Origin of the sequence: Brevundimonas sp. DS20, from assembly GCF_001310255.1 — a bacterium.
GTDB classification, from domain to species: domain Bacteria; phylum Pseudomonadota; class Alphaproteobacteria; order Caulobacterales; family Caulobacteraceae; genus Brevundimonas; species Brevundimonas aurantiaca.
This window is the reverse complement of sequence record NZ_CP012897.1, coordinates 2269749-2287140: the sequence shown is the minus strand read 5'-3', so window position 1 is coordinate 2287140 and position 17392 is coordinate 2269749. Positions and strand designations below refer to the sequence as shown.

Here is a 17392-nt window from a genome sequence, read left to right as displayed (position 1 = left end):
TCCGTCCGCTCCTGAATACGGCGGCGCAAGCCTTTGCGCCCCGCGCCGGTCCGTTTGACGGGAGCGGACGCTTTTAGGACGGCCTCAGATGAGGCTAGCGGTGCAGGGTCGTGGGGAAGTCACGGCCCAGGGCTTCGGCCATCGCCTGCTGGCTGATCAGGAAGACCTGATCCCGAAGGTGATAGTTGTTCGACAGCACGATCACCGTCACATCGGCGTCGGGTTGGTACAGCATCAGGTTGCGGAATCCGCCCCAGCTGCCGGTGTGGTAGATTTGGCGATCCTGGAAGCTTGGCCGAACCTGATCGCCCAGCCGGTTCGCGAAAATCCCGTAGCCCCAGTCGCGGCGTGGATGGCCCCGCTCCATCGGCGTATCGGCAGGGGCGTGGTCGGCGAGCATCTGCTGATAGCTGGACGGCTTCAGCAGACCGCCGCGGTGCAACGCCCTCTGCCAGACCAGCAGATCGTCCAGCGTCGAATAGACCGCCCCCGCCCCCGCGACGATGGAGGTGTTGGCGTTCGGCTGGGCCGCCAGCCCGCCGGGGAAGTTGGCGTACCCCATAATCAGCCCATGGTCGCCGCCGTCCAGGTCCAGCCCGCTGTCCTTCATGCCCAGGGGGCCGAAGAAGGTGTCGTGCATATAGGCTTCATACGGCCGTCCGCTGGCCTTCTCGACAATCGCCGCCGCCAGGTTGAAGCCTGCATTGTCGTACCGGACCTTGGTCCCTGGCGTGAACTGCAGGCCGAACCGCTTCGAATCCTCGGTCAGCTCGTCCAGGGTCGCCGGAGTCGTGCGCCTCATGCCCCAGCCCGGCCGCGCCATCAGGTCCGGTATGCCCGAGGTGTGCGACAGCAGGTGGCTGATCCGCACCGGCTCCCACGCCTTGGGACAGGGCTGGATCCATTTGCAGACGGGGTCCGAGACGCTCAGCCGTCCCTCGCCCTGCAGATGCAGAATAGCCGCCGCCGTGAACTGTTTGGAGATCGAGGCCAGCCGGAACCGCGAGTCCAGTTTCAGCGCCTGGTCCTGCCCATAGTTCGCCTTGCCGTAGACCTGACGGAACAGAACCCGGTCGCCCCTGGCTACCAGGACCCCGCCCATGAACCGACCGGCGGCGGCCTCGCGATCCAGCCGCGCGGCCAGCTGAGGCAGGTCCTCGACCACGACCAGCGGCGGGCGCGGCGGCGTATCGGGCGCAGCGGCGGCGCGCGCTGCGTCGCTGACGGGCCTTACCGCTGTGGAGAATCCGGCCCAGACGGCGCCGCCGAGGATCAGCGCCCCCAGGACGCCCAGAACGAGCCGGGGATGCCCCCCCGGGGTACGCGGCACTTCAAACACGGGCGCTCAGACGTCGAAATCCAGACCGAACTGGGCGTAGAGCGCCCGCGAATCCTGCCACTTCGGATCGACCTTCACCGTCAGGAACAGGTGGACCTGGCGGCCCAGAATCTCGTTCAGCTCCTCACGCGCCTTCTGGCCGATCCATTTCAGGGTCTGGCCGCCCTTGCCCAAAACGATGGGGCGCTGGCTCTCGCGCTCGACATAGATGGTCTGTTCGATGCGGGCCGAGCCGTCGGCCCGCTCCTCGAAACTGGTCGTCTCCACCGCCGCCGAATAGGGCAGTTCCTCATGGACCCGCAGATAGACCTTCTCGCGCGTGATCTCGGCCGCCAGAACCCGCACCGGCACGTCCGCCGCCTGGTCCTCGGGATAGAGCCACGGCCCCTTGGGCATTGACCGCGCCAGCCTTTGCTTCAGGTCCTCGACCCCGTCGCCGTTGGCGGCGGAGATCATATAGACTTCCTCATAGACGCCGCTCTCGAAGAGCTTCTGCGACAGGCCCAGCAGGGTGTCGCGCCGCATGCCGTCGATCTTGTTCAGGGCCAGGATGACCTTGGTTCCGGTCGCCTTGAGATTGGCGATGATGGTCTCGGTGTCCTCGGCCGAGCGCCGATCCGCCGCCGTGCCTTCGCGACCTTCGGCGTTGATGTGGGACTGGGCGTCGATCAGATGCACCACCACGTCCGCATCCTCGGCGCCGCCCCAGGCCGAGGCGACCATGGCCCGATCCAGACGTCGGCGCGGGGTGAAGATGCCGGGGGTGTCCACCAGCACGATCTGGGCGTCGCCTTCCATGGCGATGCCGCGCACCGGGAACCGCGTGGTCTGCACCTTCTGGGTGACGATGGAGACCTTGGACCCGGTCAGCCGGTTGACCAGCGTGGACTTGCCCGCGTTCGGGGCGCCGATGATGGCGGCGAAGCCCGCCCGCTGGTTTTCAATATCGGTCAAATGACGCCTTCACGTTTCAAAAGGGCCGTTGCGGCCGCCTTCTCCGCCTCCTGACGCGAACGCCCCTGCGCGGTCAAGGGCTCCACGCCTTCAACGGACACCTCGACGGTGAAAGTCGGTGCATGATCCGAACCCGTCCGATCTGCGATGCGATAGGTCGGCAGGGGGCGACCCAGCCCCTGGGCCCATTCCTGCAAGGCCGACTTGGGATTGGTCACGGTTCGCGACGGGGGCGCTGCAAATTCCGACGCCCAAGCCTTGTCGAACACCGTCCGGGCCGCCTCGAGACCGCCGTCCAGATAGACGGCCGCCAGAATGGCCTCGACCGCATCGGCGATGACCCCGGCCTTGCGGCGGCCGCCCGTCTTGGTCTCGCCCGGCGAGAGCCGCATCGCCGGGCCGACGCCCAGGGCTTCGCCCACACGGGCGCAGGCGGTCTTGTCGACCAGGGCGTGCAGGCTGGACGACAGCTGCCCTTCGTCCGCGGTCGGATAATCCCGCGACAGCTTGTCCGCCACCAGCAGGCCCAGAACCCGGTCGCCCAGGAACTCCAGCCGCTCGTTGTGCTTGGGCCCATGGACGCCGACCGGCGCGCCCTCGCCCACGCTGGCGTGGGTCAGGGCGCGATCCAGCAGGGCCTTGTCCCGGAAATGATGGCCGAGCTGCGCCTCAAGCGCCGCGACCGCCTCGGCCCGCGTATTCGCCATCAGTGCAGAACGTCGAAGAACCGATCGAGCCGCACATTGCCCCAGGTCCAGGGCTTGAACAGCGAGGCGCCCGGCTTCCACGAGAACAGGATGATCTGCGCCTTGCCGACCAGGTTCTCGGCCGGGACCATGCCCACGCCGCTGGACTGTTCGACGCGGCTGTCGATCGAGTTGTCGCGGTTGTCGCCCATCATGAAATAGTGACCGGCCGGCACCTCATAGACGGGGGTGTCGTCCAGATCGTTGCCCGGGCCGAAGTCCTGGGTCATGAAGCTCTTGCCGTTGGGCAGGGTCTCGCGAACCTCGGTGACGGGGCGCGGGCCGAAGATGTCGTTGATCTCCTGCTGGCTGACCACGACGTCCTGAACAGGTTTATCGTTGATATACAGCTTGTTGGCGATCATCTGGATCCGATCGCCCGGCAAGCCGATCACGCGCTTGATGAAGTCGGTCTTGTCGTCGCGCGGCAGTTTGAACACGACGATGTCGCCCCGCTTGGGCGCCGACCCCAAGATCCTGCCGTCGAACAGCGGCGGGCTGAACGGGATCGAATGTCTCGAATAGCCGTAGGACCATTTCGACACGACGATATAGTCGCCCTCATACAGGTTCGGCTCCATCGAGGCCGATGGAATGGTGAAGGGCTGGAACAGGAAGATCCGCAGCACCATGGCGATCAGCAGGGCGAAGACGACCGTCTTGACGATTTCCATCGTCTCGTCCCCGGCCCCGCCGCCCTGTTTGGCCTTGGAAGACTTGTCCGCCTTTTGAGCCGCAGGCGCCGGCGCGTCCTCGAAGGGGGCGTCGCCGTCGTCGCTCCAAACCGGCCGCTTTGCGGCGACCGGCGTCGTCGAGGTCATCGGCTCGACAGGCGCCTCCGCAGGCTTCTCCGCCTTGTCGCCCTCAGTCCAGACATAGACGTCGCCCGCCGAGGCCGCACCCGCAGCATCGCTCGTGTTCACGTCGTCGCCCTGCGGCTTTTGATCTTCGCTCATGCGATCAAGCATCCCCTTGCCGCGTCCGCGCGGTCGTCCAGTGACGGGTATATCGCGATTACGACAGCGGCAAGGCTTCGATCACCACGAAGGCGAGCGCATAGGGGTGTTCGTCGCTGAGGGTCAGGTGGATCTTCGCCTCATGTCCGGCCGGCGTCAGCCGCGCCAGGTGATCGGCCGCGTGGCCGGTCAGGGCCAGGGTCGGCTGCCCGGACCTCAGGTTCACCACCCCCATGTCGCGCCAATAGACGTCCGCCCTCATGCCGGTGCCCAGGGCCTTGGCGCAGGCCTCCTTGGCCGCGAACCGCTTGGCGTAGCTCCAGGCCGGGTCCGGCTTCCTATCCGACCGCGCCCGTTCGATGTCGGTGAAACACCGCTGTTTGAACCGCTCGCCGAACCGGTCGAGCGAGGCCTGGATACGCCGGATGTCCGACAGGTCCGCGCCGACGCCGATGATCACTTCACCGAATCCATCGCCGCCCGCATGCGCCGGATCGCTGTATCCAGGCCCACAAATATGGATTCGCCGATCAGGAAATGGCCGATGTTCAGCTCCCGAATCTCGGGAATGGCCAACATCCTTGGGGCGGTCTCATAGTCGAGCCCGTGACCGGCATGGACCTCCAGCCCCAGGATGTCGGCCTGGGCGGCGGCGGCGGCCAGCCGCTCGAACTCGACCTCCCGCTCGCCGGGATCGGTCAGGTGGCAATAGCGGCCGGTGTGAAACTCCACCACCTGGGCGCCGACCGCCGCGGCGGCCTCGACCTGAGCCTCGGACGGTTCGATGAACAGCGAGACCCGTATCCCAGCTTCCGTCAGGGCCTGGGCGACAGGCTTGATCCGCGCCTCCTGTCCCGCCACCGCCAAGCCGCCTTCCGTCGTCACCTCCTCGCGCCGCTCGGGCACAAGGCAGGCGGCGTGGGGGCGGTGGCGCAGGGCGATGCTCAGCATCTCGTCGGTTACGGCCATCTCAAAGTTGAGCGGCTTGCCTGCGCGAGCGCAGAGCGCGCTCAGCACGCCGATGTCGGCATCCGTAATGTGGCGCCGGTCCTCGCGCAGGTGGGCGGTGATTCCGTCCGCTCCCGCCGCCAGGGCCGTCTCCGCCGCTCTGGCCGGATCCGGATGGGCGCCGCCGCGGGCGTTCCGAACCGTCGCGACATGATCAATATTGACGCCCAGCCTCACCCGTTCGCGCATCTTCAGCTCCTCGCCGGCCCCGACGTCGCTTCGCCGGACATTATTTCGCAAGTCTGCGGCTGCCGGGGTCTTCGACCGGCACGGCCGCAAGTTCCGGCGGCAGGGCGTCGGCTGGATAGGCCGGCACCTCCAGCGACGCCAGGGCGATGAGGGGCACGCCCACATCGGCCTTTCCGCCTGACCGATCGACGATACAGGCTGCAGCGACCACCTCGCCTCCCGCCGCCTGGATGGCGGCGATGCATTCACGAGACGACAATCCGGTGGTGACGATATCCTCCACCATCACAACCTTCTGGCCCGGCTCGACGGAAAACCCGCGCCTCAGTTTGAACTGGCCGCCTTCGCGCTCGACATACATCGACGGGACGCCCAGGTGACGCGCCGTCTCATAGCCGGGAATGATCCCGCCCACGGCCGGCGAAATGGCCACATCCACCGGCCCGACCGTCGCGACGATCTTGTCCGCCAAAGCCTTGCACAGCCGCTCGCAGCGGTCCGTCTGCATGAAGACCAGGTTCTTCTGCAGAAAGACCGGGCTGTGCAGACCGGAGGACAGGACGAAATGGCCTTCGCGCAGGGCGCCGGCGTCGCGAAACTCGTTGAGGACGTCTTGGGTGTTCATGCGGGGCGTCTTAGCGCCTCGCCCTGTCCGGCGAAAGACTCAGCCGCGCCCGCGATCGACGTTGTCGACCGAAGGATTGGCCCGCAGAGCCGCCATGATGGTGGTGGCGTGTTTGGCGTCCTCCACCTCCACATCAATCGTCACGTCAAAGAAGTCCTGCTGACGATAGGCCATCGACAGATTGATGATGTTGCCGCCCGCCTCGCCGATCAGGGTGGTCACCTGCCCCAGCACGCCCGGCGCATTGCGGATGGTGGCGTTCAACCGCACCGCGGCGACGGCGTCCGTCTCGGCCTGGGGCGTCCATTGCAGATCGTGCCAGACCGAATCGTCATCGGCGAAGGCCGCCAGGGCCTGACAGTCGATAGTATGGACGGTGAGCCCGGTTTCCGGCTCGAGAATGCCCACGATGCGATCGCCGGGCACAGGCGTGCAGCAACGGCCAAAATGGACGCTGACGCCGGGCGTCAGTCCGCCCCCGCGAACGAACAGCCGCGCCGTATCGCCCTCGATCCTCTGTTTTTCCGGCCCGGCCTTCAACCGCCCCTTCAAGGACGGGAACAGGGTCTCGGCCACGGTCGTGGGCGAGAACCGACCGCGGCCCAGATTTTCGAACACATCGTCGTCCGAGGCGACCGCCAGGGTTTCCAGAACCGGCTTCAGCGAGACGTCAGCCAGAGACTTCTCCACCCGGGCCAGCGTCTGCTCCAGCGCCACACGGCCCAGCTTGATGAACTCTTCACGCTCGGAGGTTCGGATATGACGACGAATGGCGGAACGGGCCCGCCCGGTCACCGTCAGACTACGCCAGTCCGCCGGCACCTCCCGCTTGGCCCCGCGAATGATCTCGACCACGTCGCCGTTCTGCAAGGGCGTCCGCATCGGCTTGAGCTCGCCGTTGACCTTTACCCCAACGGCCGTGTCGCCGACCTCTGTATGAACCGCATAGGCGAAGTCCAGCGGCATGCCGCCCCGCGGCAGGGTCACCAGCCGGCCCTTGGGCGTAAAAACGAAGACCTGATCCAGGTACATTTCGAGCTTGGCGTGCTCGACCCAGTCCTCTCCGCCCTCGCCATGTTCGATCACCTGAACCAGGTGGCGCAGGTTCTGCAAGGGATCGCGGCCGCCTCCCGTCGCCATGGCTTCATGATCGAAACCGTAGGAATGGTTCTTGTAGCGCCAGTGGGCCGCCACCCCGTCCTCAGCGACGCGGTCCATAGCCTCGGTGCGGAGCTGCATTTCGATTCGCAAGCCGCGCGGCCCCACGACCGTGGTGTGCAGCGAGCGGTAGTTGTTCGACTTGGGCGTGGAGATGAAGTCCTTGAACCGTTCCGGCACCATCGGCCAGGCCCGGTGGATCACGCCAAGCGCGCGGTAACAGTCGTCCTCCGCCTCCAGAATGACGCGGAATCCATAGATGTCGGAGAGGGACGAAAACCCGACGGACTTGCGTTGCAGCTTGCGCCAGATGGAATAAGGCGTCTTCTGCCGACCGAAAACCCGCGCCGGCACCCCGGCTTCCGACAGCACCCGCTCCACCTCGTCCGACACGCCCTCGATGGCGTGACCATGCTCCAGCTTCAACGCCTCAAGCCGACGTTCGATGGCCGTCTTGGCCGTCGGATTCAGATGGGTGAAGGCCAGTTCTTCCAACTCGGAAGCAATGGAGTGAATGCCGATCGACCGCCCCAGGGGTGCATAGACCTCAAGCGTCTCGCGGCTGATGCGCTCACGCTTCTCCGGCTTGACGTACTGAAGGGTCCGCATGTTGTGCAGGCGGTCCGCCAGCTTGACCAACAGGACCCGCACGTCCCGGCTGATCGCAAGAATGAATTTGCGGAGGTTTTCGGCCTGGCGCGTATGCTCGGCCTGAAGCTCAAGCCGGCTCAGCTTGGTCACGCCCTCGACCAGGACGGCCACCTCTTCCCCGAACATCTGGGCGATGTCTTCGCGTGTGGCCGAGGTGTCCTCGACGACGTCATGCAGCAGGGCCGTGACGATCGTCGCCGTGTCCAGCCGATAGTCGGTCAATATGCCCGCGACCTGGATCGGATGGGCGAAATAGGGATCGCCTGAAGCCCGCAGCTGCGAGCCGTGCATCTTCATCGCATAAACATAGGCGCGATTGAGAAGCGCCTCGTCAGCGGTCGGATCATAAGCCTTGACGGCCTCGATCAGTTCGAACTGACGCAGGATCGGCGCGCGCTTGAGCGGCGCCATGTCTTTCGCCGGCTCGATTTTGTCTGCAGCTTGGGGCGCCGGCGGAACCGTCTCGGTCCGCGCCGGCAGGATAGTGACGCCTGGGGCTCCCTCGGGCGTCAGTAGCGCTCCTCCTGACCGCCGTCCCGGTCGCTTTGCAGGGCGCGGATCAGCTCGGCCTCGGCCATGTTCATGTGCTGCGGCTCGGCCAGCAGGGCGACGGTTTCCGCCTCGTCCTCGGCCTCCGTGCGCTCATCGACGCGTTGCAGCGTCGTGATGATGGTCTCGCGCAGTTCATCGGGCGCCACCGTGTCATCGGCGATCTCGCGCAGGGCGACCACGGGGTTCTTGTCATTGTCGCGGTCGATCGTCAGGGCGGCGCCGTTGGCGATGCTGCGGGCGCGGTGACCCGCCATCAGCACCAGACCAAAGCGGTTCGGAACCTTCTCGATGCAGTCTTCGACGGTGACGCGGGCCATGAAATTCCTCGAACGCGGGGGAGAACCGCGTCAAATACAGATATGGTCGCTGTTTTGCAACGCCAGAGCGGCGAAACTACGGCGTCAGATGGGATGAGCGTCCTTGCCGACCCCTGCGGCCCCGGCAAGGGCTGCGGCGTCGCCGCCGGCGGGATGCACCCAGTCCGGCGCAATCTCCGCAATCGGCCCCATGACGAATCTGCGCTCGGCCGCCCTGGGATGCGGCAGGATCAGGCCGTTCAGGTCGCCGATCAGTCGCCCGTAGGCGATCAGGTCCAGATCCAAGGTGCGCGGCGCGTTGCGCGCCGACCGACGCCGCCCGAAGGCGTCTTCGATCCGGCCCAGGGCCGCCATCAGATCATGGGGATCATGGGCGGTGCTCACGATCACGACGCCGTTCAGGAACGGCGGATCCTGCGGATCGGGCCATGCCAGCGACGACCACCAGGACGACCGGGCGATGATGTCGATCCCTTCCGTGCGAAACCGCGCCAGAGCCGCCTCCAGGGCCTCGCGGCAAGACGACCAGGCCCCCTTGTCATTACAGCCCAGCGCCACGATGACTGCGGCGTTCAGGTCGAGTGCGGCGTCGATTCTCATATCGACCGGCGCCCCTCGCCTTTCGTCCCTCATTTCATCTCTTTCGACGGCCTCGACCATGTTTCATCCCACCGACCGCCTGGCGATCTTCATCGACGGGTCCAACCTGTATTCCGCCGCCCGCGCCTTGCAACACGATATGGACTTCCGGCGGATGCTGGACTGGTTTCGCGAGAAATCCATCCTGATCCGCGCCTACTATTACACCGCGGTGGTGGAGGGCGAAGAGTTCTCACCGGTAAAACCCCTGGTGGACTGGCTGGACTACAACGGCTTTTCCGTCGTCACCAAGCCGGTGAAGCGGTTCACGGACACGGCCGGCCATAGCCGGATCAAGGGCAATATGGACATGGAGATCGCGGTGGACATGCTGGAGCTGGCGCCGGCGCTGGATCATGTCGTGCTGTTTTCGGGCGACGGCGACTTCCGACGGCTGGTCCAGGCCGTCCAGGCCAAGGGCGTGCGGGTGGCGGTCATCTCCACCCAGAAGACTCAGCCGCCCCACATCGCCGACGAACTGCGCCGTCAGGCGGACGCCTTCCTGGACCTGAACGATCTGATGGCCGACTTCGGCCGACCCAAGTCGGCGACGGCGCAATGAGCCTAACGCCCGAGCCGCCCCGCGACTGTCCGCTCTGCCCGCGACTGGTGGCCTATCGCCAGGAAAACGCCCGCCAGAATCCGGATTGGTGGAACGGCCCCGCCCCCTCCTTCGGCGACCCTCAGGCGCGGCTTCTGGTCGCCGGCCTGGCGCCGGGCCGCACGGGAGCCAACCGCACCGGCCGTCCATTCACGGGCGACCACGCCGGATGGCTGCTGTACGACACGCTGAAGAAGACCGGCTTCGCGACCGGAACCTATGAGCCGAACGGCGACGATGATCTGACCTTGGTCGATTGCATGATCACCAACGCCGTCCGCTGCGCCCCGCCCGGCAACAAGCCCCTGCCGGTCGAAGAGACGACCTGTCGTCCTTTCCTGATCGACCGACTTGCGCTTCTGCCCAATCTTAAGGTCATCATCACCCTGGGCGACGTCTCTCGCCGCAACATCCTCAAGGCGTTCGGCCGCCCCGCCTCGGCCATGCCGGCGGGGCATGGGGCCGAGGGCGAGGCCGGAGGCTATGTGATCCTGAACTCCTATCACTGCTCCCGATTGAACACGAACACGGGTCGCCTGACCCCGGACATGTTCGAAGCGGTGTTCAATCGCGCCCGGTCGATCATAGAAGCCTGACCGTGCTGTCGCGGAGGTGTCGCACCAATCCGGCAGGATCCAATTGAGGCGGAACTGAGGCCCCGCCGCTGCGTTCTCGAGGGGAGGGAGGCTGAACCATGCAACGCACGACCGATCGACTCTTCACCCCAGCCGAGCGCAGGCTGGCCTTGATCGCAGCCGTGGTCGTGGTCGCCTTCACGGTGCTGACGCTGTTGACAGGGGGTCTGGTCGCCCCCTCCGCCGGCGGCCAGATGAGCCGAGGAGTCTCCGACCTGCCCGGCGTGATGGACGCCCGCCCTCTCAGCTAGGCGACGGCGACGGGGCTCAGCCCTTGTCCCGCATCAGCCGCGCCTTGTCGCGCTGCCAGTCCCGTTCGGCCGAGGCCTCGCGCTTGTCGTGCAGCTTCTTGCCCTTGGCCAGGGCGATCTCCAACTTCGCCTTGCCCGCTTCGTTCAGATAGAGCCTCAGCGGGATGATGGTCTGACCGTCGCGTTGCACCGCCCCCATCAGCTTGTCGATCTGCTTGCGATGCAGCAACAATTTGCGCGGCCGGCGGGGCTCGTGATTGAAGCGGTTGGCCTGTTTGTAGGGCGGAATGTCGGCGTTGATCAGGACGATCTCTCGCCCCTCAACCGCCGCATAGCTTTCGGCGATATTGGCCCGACCGTCGCGCAGAGCCTTGATCTCGGTGCCCAGCAGCTGAATCCCCGCCTCTATATTGTCCTCCAGGAAATAGTCGAAGCGCGCGCGGCGGTTCTCGGCGATGACCTTGGACTTGGGCTGCGGCTTGGGCGCCATCAGATCACGCCCGCCTCGACCATGGCCTTGTCGATGGCCGGCTTGACCGCGTCGGCGGTCGGCGACAGCGGCAAGCGCGCCTCTTCCCGGCACAGGCCCAGCCGGGCCAGGGCGTATTTGGTCGGGGCGGGAGAATTATCGAGGAACAGCGCCTTACACAGGCCGATCAGACGGTCCTGCCAATCCCGCGCTGCGGCATAGTCGCCGGCCGCCGCCGCATTGTGCAAAGCGACCATGGCTTCGGGCGCCACATTCGACGCCACCGAAATCAGTCCGACCCCGCCATGGGCGTGATAGCCCAAATAGCTGGAGTCATCGCCGGAGATCAGGTCGAACGGCTCTTGGATCTCGGCCCGCATCCAGCTGACCCGGCTCATGTCGCCGGTGGCGTCCTTGATGCCGACGATGTTCGGATGAGCCGCCAATCGCGCCACCGTCTCATTCGCCAGGTCCGCGCCGGTTCGCGCGGGCACGTTGTAAAGCAGGATGGGCAGTTGGACGGCGTCCGCTATGGCCTCGAAATGCGCCGCCATCCCGGCTTGGGACGGGCGGATGTAATAGGGCGTCACGACCAAGGCGCCGTCCGCCCCGACCGTCTTGGCGTGGCGGGTCAGGTCGATGGCTTCCTTGGTGTAGGGCGAACCGGTTCCGGCGATGACGCGAACGCGGCCGGCGACCAGCCGCACGCACAGTTCGATCACATGCTTGTGCTCGTCCAGATCCATACTGGCGCCCTCGCCTGTCGTGCCGACGGGCACCAGACCGCTGACGCCTGCGGCGATCTGACGCTCGATCAGCGTGGCGAATGCGGCTTCGTCCACGTTTCCGTCATGAAGTGGTGTGATCAGGGCGGTGATCACGCCCTTGAACAAGGGGGCGGTCATGGGACTAGCTAGCCTAATTGGGGAGGGGCGATGGACGGACGTCCAGGACCTCTGTCTTGAGAGCGCGAGACGTTAGGTCGCCAGCGGCTTCGCCGCAACCGGGATGAATGAGAACAGGAAAGATCATGATTGCGACGAGTCTGGCGGCGGTGCTCGCCTTGATTGCGCCGAGCCCTCAAGACGCGGCGCCGGCGCAGGCCGTCCCCTATGGTTCCGTCACTCAAACCGGCGTCGCCTATGGCCAAACCCGCGTCCTGAACGATCAGGACACGGCGCTGTTTCGTCAAGGACTGGCCGCCGCGCGGGCGCGCGACGTGCTGGGCGCCCAGTCGGCCCTCTCACAGATCGGCGATCCCGCAGCGCGCAAACTGGTCCAGTGGGCCCTGATCGACACCTCGGGCGAACAGCTGTCCTACGCCGACCTCGCCCGCGCCCAGACGGAGCTGGCCGGCTGGCCGAGGGCCGAATCACGCCGCGAAGCGACAGAAAAGGTGCTGGCCCGGTCCGGCGTCGGCCCGGACGCCGCCCTGGCCCTGTTCGCGCAGGAACCGCCCCGCACGGTCGATGGCGCCATCGCCTATGCGACCGCCCTGGAACAGAGGGGGCGACGCGACGAGGCCCGCGCCCTGATCCGCGAATGGTGGCGCACGCGATCCTTCGACGAGGCGCCGCAATCGCGCATTCTGGCCGCCTGGGGCGGATGGTTGACCCCGGCGGATCATGAGACCCGCCTCAATCTGCTGCTGATGGGCCCTCACGGCCCGGCCACCCGCGCGATGATGGGCCTCGTCTCGCCGGAACGGGCGGCCGTCGCCAACGCCGTCATGAGCCTGCGCACCGCCTACAGCCCCGACGCCGTCGTCGCTTCCCTGACCCCGACACAGGCCGTCGATCCCGTCGTGGTCCTGGAACGGGTTCGTATCCTGCGGTCTCAGAACCGTCAGTCCGAAGCCTTCCCGCTTCTGGCCTATCTGCCGCCGGCGCCGGGTCACACGGCGGGCGACAACACCCTGTGGACCGAGCGCCGCAACTATTATCTGGACGCCCTGCAGCAGGGAAACTGGCGCGCGGCCTATGACGCCATGAACGGCCATGGCTTCACCTCCGGAGACCGGATGGTGGACGCCGAGTTCTTCGCCGGATGGGTCGCCCTGACCAAGCTGAACCAGCCCGAAGTCGCCGCCCGTCATTTCGAGGCCCTGCGCACCGCCTCCTCAACTCCGATCACCCAGGGCCGCGCCTATTTACTGGCTGGGCCGGGCCGCCGAGGCCCGGGGCGAGCGCGACGCCACCCTCGCCTATTATCGCAACGGCGCCCAGCACTGGCAGACCTTCTATGGCCAGCTCGCCGCCGAAAAGGCCGGGATGACCACCCTGACCCTGCCCGGCGATCCGGCGCCTACCCCTGCGGACATCGCCCGATTTGAAGCCGACGAACGGGTTCGCGCCACTCGGATTCTCGGCGAGACCGGAGAGACCAGCCTGCTGCGGGTCTTCGCCTATCAACTCGACAACGACCTCCCCACGATCGAGGATCTGGCCCTGCTGATGGATTTGAGCCGCAGCTACGGCGACGGTTTCGCGGCCATGATGGTCGGCCGTGCGGCCAGCCAGAGGGGCTTTGTCCTGCCAGAGCGGATGTATCCGGTCCGCATACCGCCACAGGTCGCCGGCGCGGCGCCTCTGGAGTTCACCCAGGCCATCACACGTCAGGAATCCAGTTTCGACCCCCGGGCCCGCTCCGGGGCCGATGCGCGCGGAATGATGCAGTTCCTGCCCTCTACCGGCTCCGGCGTGGCCCGTCGCCTGGGCATGAGCTTCTCGGCCGAACAGCTGTGGGACCCGGACTACAACATGACCCTGGGCAGCTATCACCTGGGCGAGCTGATGGCGGCCAACAACGGCTCCATGCTGCTGGCCACGGTCGGCTACAACGCCGGCCCAGCGCGGCCGAACCAGTGGATCGCCCGCTGCGGCGACCCGCGCGGCGACGCCAACGCCGCCATCGACTTCATCGAATGCGCCCCCTTCACCGAGACGCGCAACTATATGATGCGGGTGATGGAGAATATGGCGGTCTACAAGGCCCGGCTGAACGGCGGCTCGGCGCCCCTGACGCCCTCGGCCGACATTGCGCGCGGCGCCGCTGCGGGTCCGCGTCCCTACGTCGCCTACTGAGCCCGACGGGCCGCCAGCAGCGGCCCGTCCGGCGTTTCGACCCAGCGCCCGTCCAAGCCGAAGACGCTTTTGAGCACGCCCGGCTCCAGCGCCTCCATCGGCGGGGCGGCGGCGACGACCTGTCCCTGATGCATGACCATCACCTGGTCGGCGAAGGCCGCCGCCAGGGTCAGGTCGTGCAGGCTGACCAACACGGCGGCGCCGCCGTCCGCGCGGGCGCGCAGCCGCTCCAGCACCAGCCGCTGCGCGTCCGGATCGAGCCCCGCGATCGGTTCATCCGCCAGCAGCATGGGGGCGTCGGTCGTCAGAGCGCGCGCCAGCAGCACCCGCGCCCGCTCGCCGCCGGACATTTCGGCTACGCCGCGATCGACCAGATGGGCGCCGCCCACTTCAGCCAGAGCCCGCTTGGCCCGCGCCAAGGCTTCGGGACCGGCCAGGAAGGGCGCGCCCAGGGCCGCCACCTCCACCGCCGGCAGGTTCCAGGCGATCCGCCGCTCCTGCGGCAGATAGGCGATGCGCCGGGCCCGTTCTCGAGGGGACAGTGTCGTGACGTCGTCGCCGTTCAGGCGGGCGACGCCGCCGTCCAGCGCCAGCAGTCCGACGAACGCCTTGATCAGGCTGGACTTGCCCGCCCCATTGGGACCGACCAGGGCGACCAATCGGCCGCGCTCGACCTGGACGTTCGCACCGTCCAGCACCTTGCGCCCGCCCAGGGCCGCCTGGGCGTCCCACATCGTCAGCGGCGCGATCACAGCCGCCACTCCCGCGCCGCCCGCCAGGCGATCAGGGCGAACAGGGGCGCCCCGATCAAGGCCGTGAACACCCCCAGTTTCAGCTCCTGATCCGTCGGCGTCAGCCGCGCCGCTAAATCCGCGACCACCAGGATCAGTCCGCCGGCCAGGGCCGAGGGCGCCAGGATTCGCCCCGCGTCCCCGCGTACCGCCGCCCGCACCAGATGGGGCGCCGCCAGACCGACGAAACCGATCACGCCCGCGACCGCCACCGCCGCCCCCGTCGCCAGCGCCGCCGCGATCAGGGCGAAGCCTCTCAACCGCCCCATGGAGAGGCCCGAGGTTGCGGCCGTTTCATCGCCAAGGGTGAGCATCCGCAGTCCCCGCGCCGACAGGCCGGCGAAAACGGCGGCCATCGCCAGGGCCGGCGCCACCCAGGCGACATCGACCCAACTCCGGTTCTGCACCGATCCCAAGAGCCAGGCCATGACCTCGGCCTGGGCGATGGGGGACGGCGACAGGTTGAAGATCAGGGCCGTCGCCGCCCCCGCGAAACTCGACAAGGCCACCCCAAAAAGGATCAGGGCCTCCGGCGCCCGCATCAGTCCGGCTGCCGCGACCAGCACCCCGCCGGCCACAGCAGCGCCGGCCAGGGCCGACATCTCCACCAGGCCCGCAACGCCCGCGCCGCCCAGGACGATCGCCAGGGCCGCGCCCAGGGCCGCCGTCGCCGAAACCCCCAGAACGCCAGGATCGGCCAGGGGATTGCGGAGCAGCCCCTGCATCACCGCCCCCGCCAGCCCCAGAGCCGCCCCCACGACCAGGGCGCAGACGGCGCGGGGCGCCCGCACCTGCCACAAGACGGCCCAGGGACCTGAAGACGGATCGCCGAAGGCCGCCGCATACTGGGCGCGGTCGAACCCCGTCTCTCCGAACAGTACGGCGGTCGCCACGGCCGCCGTACAGAGCAGGCCCAGCGTCACGCACAGACGAACCGTCCCACTCATGGCCGCGCCTTCATCATCTCCACCCCGTCGGCGGCGAACCAGGCGGGACAGGTCAGGACGGCCGCCGGCAGCTTCGCCGCCGTCCGCCCCTTGGCGGCGCGACGCACCACCGGATGGCGGCCCGCGCCTCGCCAGTCGGCCCGCAACTGGTCGAAAAAGCCCAGCACGAACCGGATGGGCGGCTGAAGCGCGATCTGCTCGACACTGACGGCGCCGAAGCCCGGCGCGGTCGTCAGATTGCGAAAGCCGGCGGCCCGCATCATCGCATCCATCAGCGTGCCGGGACCGGACGTATAGCCGCCCGAGGTCAGATAGAGGGCGCCGGGCGTGGGGCTTCCGGCGGGCGGCGCCGCGCGATCCAGCTTGGCCTGCATGATCCGCTCCAGTCGAGCCCCCCGCTCGGCCTGTCCGAGACCCTGCGCTGCGGCGCGAATATTGGCGCGCACCCCGTCGAAGTCCGTCGCGTCCGCGATCGTGACCACCTTGGTCCCGCGCTGCTCCAGGGCCGCCAGCAGCCGGGGTTCGCCGCCCCAGTAGCGTACGACCACATCCGGTTTGAACCCGACCGCCGCCTCCAGGGTCGGGCGCAGCCGCCTGTGTCCGGCCGCCTCGCGCCTCAGCCAGGCGTCAGGATCGTCGGCGCGTGGCGACAGGGCCAGTTCGGCGTCGGGCGCCAGGGCCAGGACATATTGATCGGCGCACTGATCCAGGGCCATGACCCGCAAGGGCCGAGCCTGGGCGGGGACCGGCGTCAGCCCCACAAGGACCAGACAGAGAACGAGCGACCGGACGCGTGGGATCACGGTTTAAGCAGGCCGTTGAACACGGCGTCCAGGGTCGTCTTGACCAACTGGTCCCGCTCCACCCACGGAAAATAGGGTTTGGTGATCATCAGCGATACGACGCCGTGCGCAGCCGCCCAAATCGACTGAGCGATCGCCCTGGCGTCGCCCTCCATACGCCCTGCGGCCACGGTCTCCTCAACCAAGGCTACAAAGGCGGAAAAGACGACGGCGCCCAGTTCCTGGGACAAGGTCTGAGCGCCCTCTCGGGCCTCGATGGGACGGGTCAGATAGATCAGGCGATAGGCGTTGGGCTGATCGAAACCGAACTGGGCGTAGGCCTCGATCATGGCCCTCAGGCGGACCTCCGGCGGCGCGGAACCCGCCGACAGGGAGGCCGCAGCCGCCGTCAGGACGCTGAAGGCGTTGCGGCAGATCTCCTGCAGGATCGCGCCCTTATCGGGGAAATGCATATAGAGGGCGGTCGAGGACAGGCCGACCTCATCCGCGATCTTGCGAATGGTCGCTCCTTCATAGCCGTGCTCGACGAAAATCCGCTCGGCGGCGGCCAGGATTTCGCCGCGCCGTGAATGGCCTTCCCCCTTGGGCTTGCGGTGGGAACGAGACGATTGCGACGCGAGGGGCAAAGGCGACTCCAGGTCAGGAGCGATCTGAATAGCGACAATCGATCATCGGCGC

21 protein-coding genes are annotated in these 17392 nt (G+C 67.2%); 5 read left to right on the top strand and 16 right to left on the bottom strand.

Features of this window, described 5'->3' with window-relative positions:
* Positions 1–94: 94 nt before the first annotated feature.
* From JL11_RS11205 to folK, 10 genes are all read right to left on the bottom strand, one after another.
* Positions 95–1330: a serine hydrolase domain-containing protein gene (locus JL11_RS11205; protein ID WP_231681282.1), complete on the bottom strand. Its 1236-nt coding sequence runs from the start codon at positions 1328–1330 to the stop codon at positions 95–97.
* A 15-nt stretch (positions 1331–1345) separates the two neighbouring features.
* Positions 1346–2293 carry a GTPase Era gene (gene era / locus JL11_RS11200; RefSeq protein WP_054765728.1) on the bottom strand — a complete coding sequence of 316 codons (948 nt, stop codon included), beginning with the start codon at positions 2291–2293 and terminating at the stop codon, positions 1346–1348.
* Positions 2290–3000 carry a ribonuclease III gene (gene rnc / locus JL11_RS11195; RefSeq protein ID WP_054765727.1) on the bottom strand — a complete coding sequence of 237 codons (711 nt, stop codon included), beginning with the start codon at positions 2998–3000 and terminating at the stop codon, positions 2290–2292. The genes era and rnc overlap by 4 nt, the downstream gene beginning before the upstream one ends.
* On the bottom strand, positions 3000–3713 hold the full coding sequence (gene lepB / locus JL11_RS11190; protein WP_224764416.1) for a signal peptidase I: 714 nt from the start codon (positions 3711–3713) through the stop codon (positions 3000–3002). The genes rnc and lepB overlap by 1 nt, the downstream gene beginning before the upstream one ends.
* Before the next feature lie 340 nt (positions 3714–4053).
* Entirely contained in the window at positions 4054–4455 is a 402-nt protein-coding gene (gene acpS, locus JL11_RS11185; protein ID WP_054765726.1) for a holo-ACP synthase, read from the bottom strand.
* The gene (locus JL11_RS11180) at positions 4452–5192 is read right to left on the bottom strand and encodes a pyridoxine 5'-phosphate synthase (RefSeq protein ID WP_054765725.1); all 741 of its coding nucleotides are present in this window, start codon (positions 5190–5192) and stop codon (positions 4452–4454) included. Before JL11_RS11180 ends, acpS begins: the two co-directional genes overlap by 4 nt.
* A 40-nt stretch (positions 5193–5232) precedes the next feature.
* Positions 5233–5817 carry an orotate phosphoribosyltransferase gene (gene pyrE / locus JL11_RS11175; RefSeq protein ID WP_054765724.1) on the bottom strand — a complete coding sequence of 195 codons (585 nt, stop codon included), beginning with the start codon at positions 5815–5817 and terminating at the stop codon, positions 5233–5235.
* Positions 5818–5856: 39 nt separating this feature from the next.
* Positions 5857–8037, bottom strand: coding sequence for a RelA/SpoT family protein (locus tag JL11_RS11170; protein ID WP_054765723.1), 2181 nt, complete (start codon positions 8035–8037; stop codon positions 5857–5859).
* A 98-nt stretch (positions 8038–8135) separates the two neighbouring features.
* Positions 8136–8495, bottom strand: coding sequence for a DNA-directed RNA polymerase subunit omega (gene rpoZ, locus JL11_RS11165; protein WP_054765722.1), 360 nt, complete (start codon positions 8493–8495; stop codon positions 8136–8138).
* An 84-nt stretch (positions 8496–8579) separates the two neighbouring features.
* Complete coding sequence (gene folK / locus JL11_RS11160) at positions 8580–9128, bottom strand: 2-amino-4-hydroxy-6-hydroxymethyldihydropteridine diphosphokinase (RefSeq protein WP_231681280.1); 549 nt, start codon at positions 9126–9128, stop codon at positions 8580–8582.
* 25 nt (positions 9129–9153) lie between these two features.
* Here folK and JL11_RS11155 point away from each other — a divergent pair, with 25 nt between their 5' ends.
* The 3 genes from JL11_RS11155 to JL11_RS11145 all read left to right on the top strand — a co-directional run bounded on the left by JL11_RS11155 (position 9154) and on the right by JL11_RS11145 (position 10621).
* Positions 9154–9696 (top strand): LabA-like NYN domain-containing protein, encoded by a 543-nt coding sequence (locus JL11_RS11155; protein WP_054765721.1) that lies wholly within the window; start codon positions 9154–9156, stop codon positions 9694–9696.
* Positions 9693–10331, top strand: a complete 639-nt coding sequence (locus JL11_RS11150) for a uracil-DNA glycosylase (protein WP_054765720.1) — start codon at positions 9693–9695, stop codon at positions 10329–10331. The genes JL11_RS11155 and JL11_RS11150 overlap by 4 nt, the downstream gene beginning before the upstream one ends.
* A 98-nt stretch (positions 10332–10429) precedes the next feature.
* Entirely contained in the window at positions 10430–10621 is a 192-nt protein-coding gene (locus tag JL11_RS11145) for a hypothetical protein (protein WP_054765719.1), read from the top strand.
* A 16-nt stretch (positions 10622–10637) separates the two neighbouring features.
* Here the strand turns inward: JL11_RS11145 and smpB are convergent, their stop codons facing one another.
* On the bottom strand, positions 10638–11111 hold the full coding sequence (gene smpB / locus JL11_RS11140) for an SsrA-binding protein SmpB (RefSeq protein WP_054765718.1): 474 nt from the start codon (positions 11109–11111) through the stop codon (positions 10638–10640).
* Complete coding sequence (gene dapA / locus JL11_RS11135; RefSeq protein ID WP_054765717.1) at positions 11111–11995, bottom strand: 4-hydroxy-tetrahydrodipicolinate synthase; 885 nt, start codon at positions 11993–11995, stop codon at positions 11111–11113. Before dapA ends, smpB begins: the two co-directional genes overlap by 1 nt.
* 125 nt (positions 11996–12120) lie before the next feature.
* Between dapA and JL11_RS17980 the strand changes: the two genes are divergently transcribed.
* Positions 12121–13422 carry a hypothetical protein gene (locus JL11_RS17980; protein ID WP_231681279.1) on the top strand — a complete coding sequence of 434 codons (1302 nt, stop codon included), beginning with the start codon at positions 12121–12123 and terminating at the stop codon, positions 13420–13422.
* Positions 13361–14173: a lytic transglycosylase domain-containing protein gene (locus JL11_RS17975; protein WP_224761553.1), complete on the top strand. Its 813-nt coding sequence runs from the start codon at positions 13361–13363 to the stop codon at positions 14171–14173. The genes JL11_RS17980 and JL11_RS17975 overlap by 62 nt, the downstream gene beginning before the upstream one ends.
* Here the strand turns inward: JL11_RS17975 and JL11_RS11125 are convergent.
* The 4 genes from JL11_RS11125 to JL11_RS11110 are packed head-to-tail and all read right to left on the bottom strand — an operon-like array spanning position 14167 to position 17340.
* Complete coding sequence (locus JL11_RS11125; protein ID WP_370513383.1) at positions 14167–14922, bottom strand: ABC transporter ATP-binding protein; 756 nt, start codon at positions 14920–14922, stop codon at positions 14167–14169. The genes JL11_RS17975 and JL11_RS11125 overlap by 7 nt on opposite strands.
* Positions 14922–15911 carry a FecCD family ABC transporter permease gene (locus JL11_RS11120; RefSeq protein WP_054765715.1) on the bottom strand — a complete coding sequence of 330 codons (990 nt, stop codon included), beginning with the start codon at positions 15909–15911 and terminating at the stop codon, positions 14922–14924. Before JL11_RS11120 ends, JL11_RS11125 begins: the two co-directional genes overlap by 1 nt.
* Positions 15908–16711: an ABC transporter substrate-binding protein gene (locus JL11_RS11115; protein ID WP_054766935.1), complete on the bottom strand. Its 804-nt coding sequence runs from the start codon at positions 16709–16711 to the stop codon at positions 15908–15910. The genes JL11_RS11120 and JL11_RS11115 overlap by 4 nt, the downstream gene beginning before the upstream one ends.
* Positions 16711–17340 carry a TetR/AcrR family transcriptional regulator gene (locus JL11_RS11110; protein WP_054765714.1) on the bottom strand — a complete coding sequence of 210 codons (630 nt, stop codon included), beginning with the start codon at positions 17338–17340 and terminating at the stop codon, positions 16711–16713. Before JL11_RS11110 ends, JL11_RS11115 begins: the two co-directional genes overlap by 1 nt.
* Positions 17341–17392: the final 52 nt, after the last annotated feature.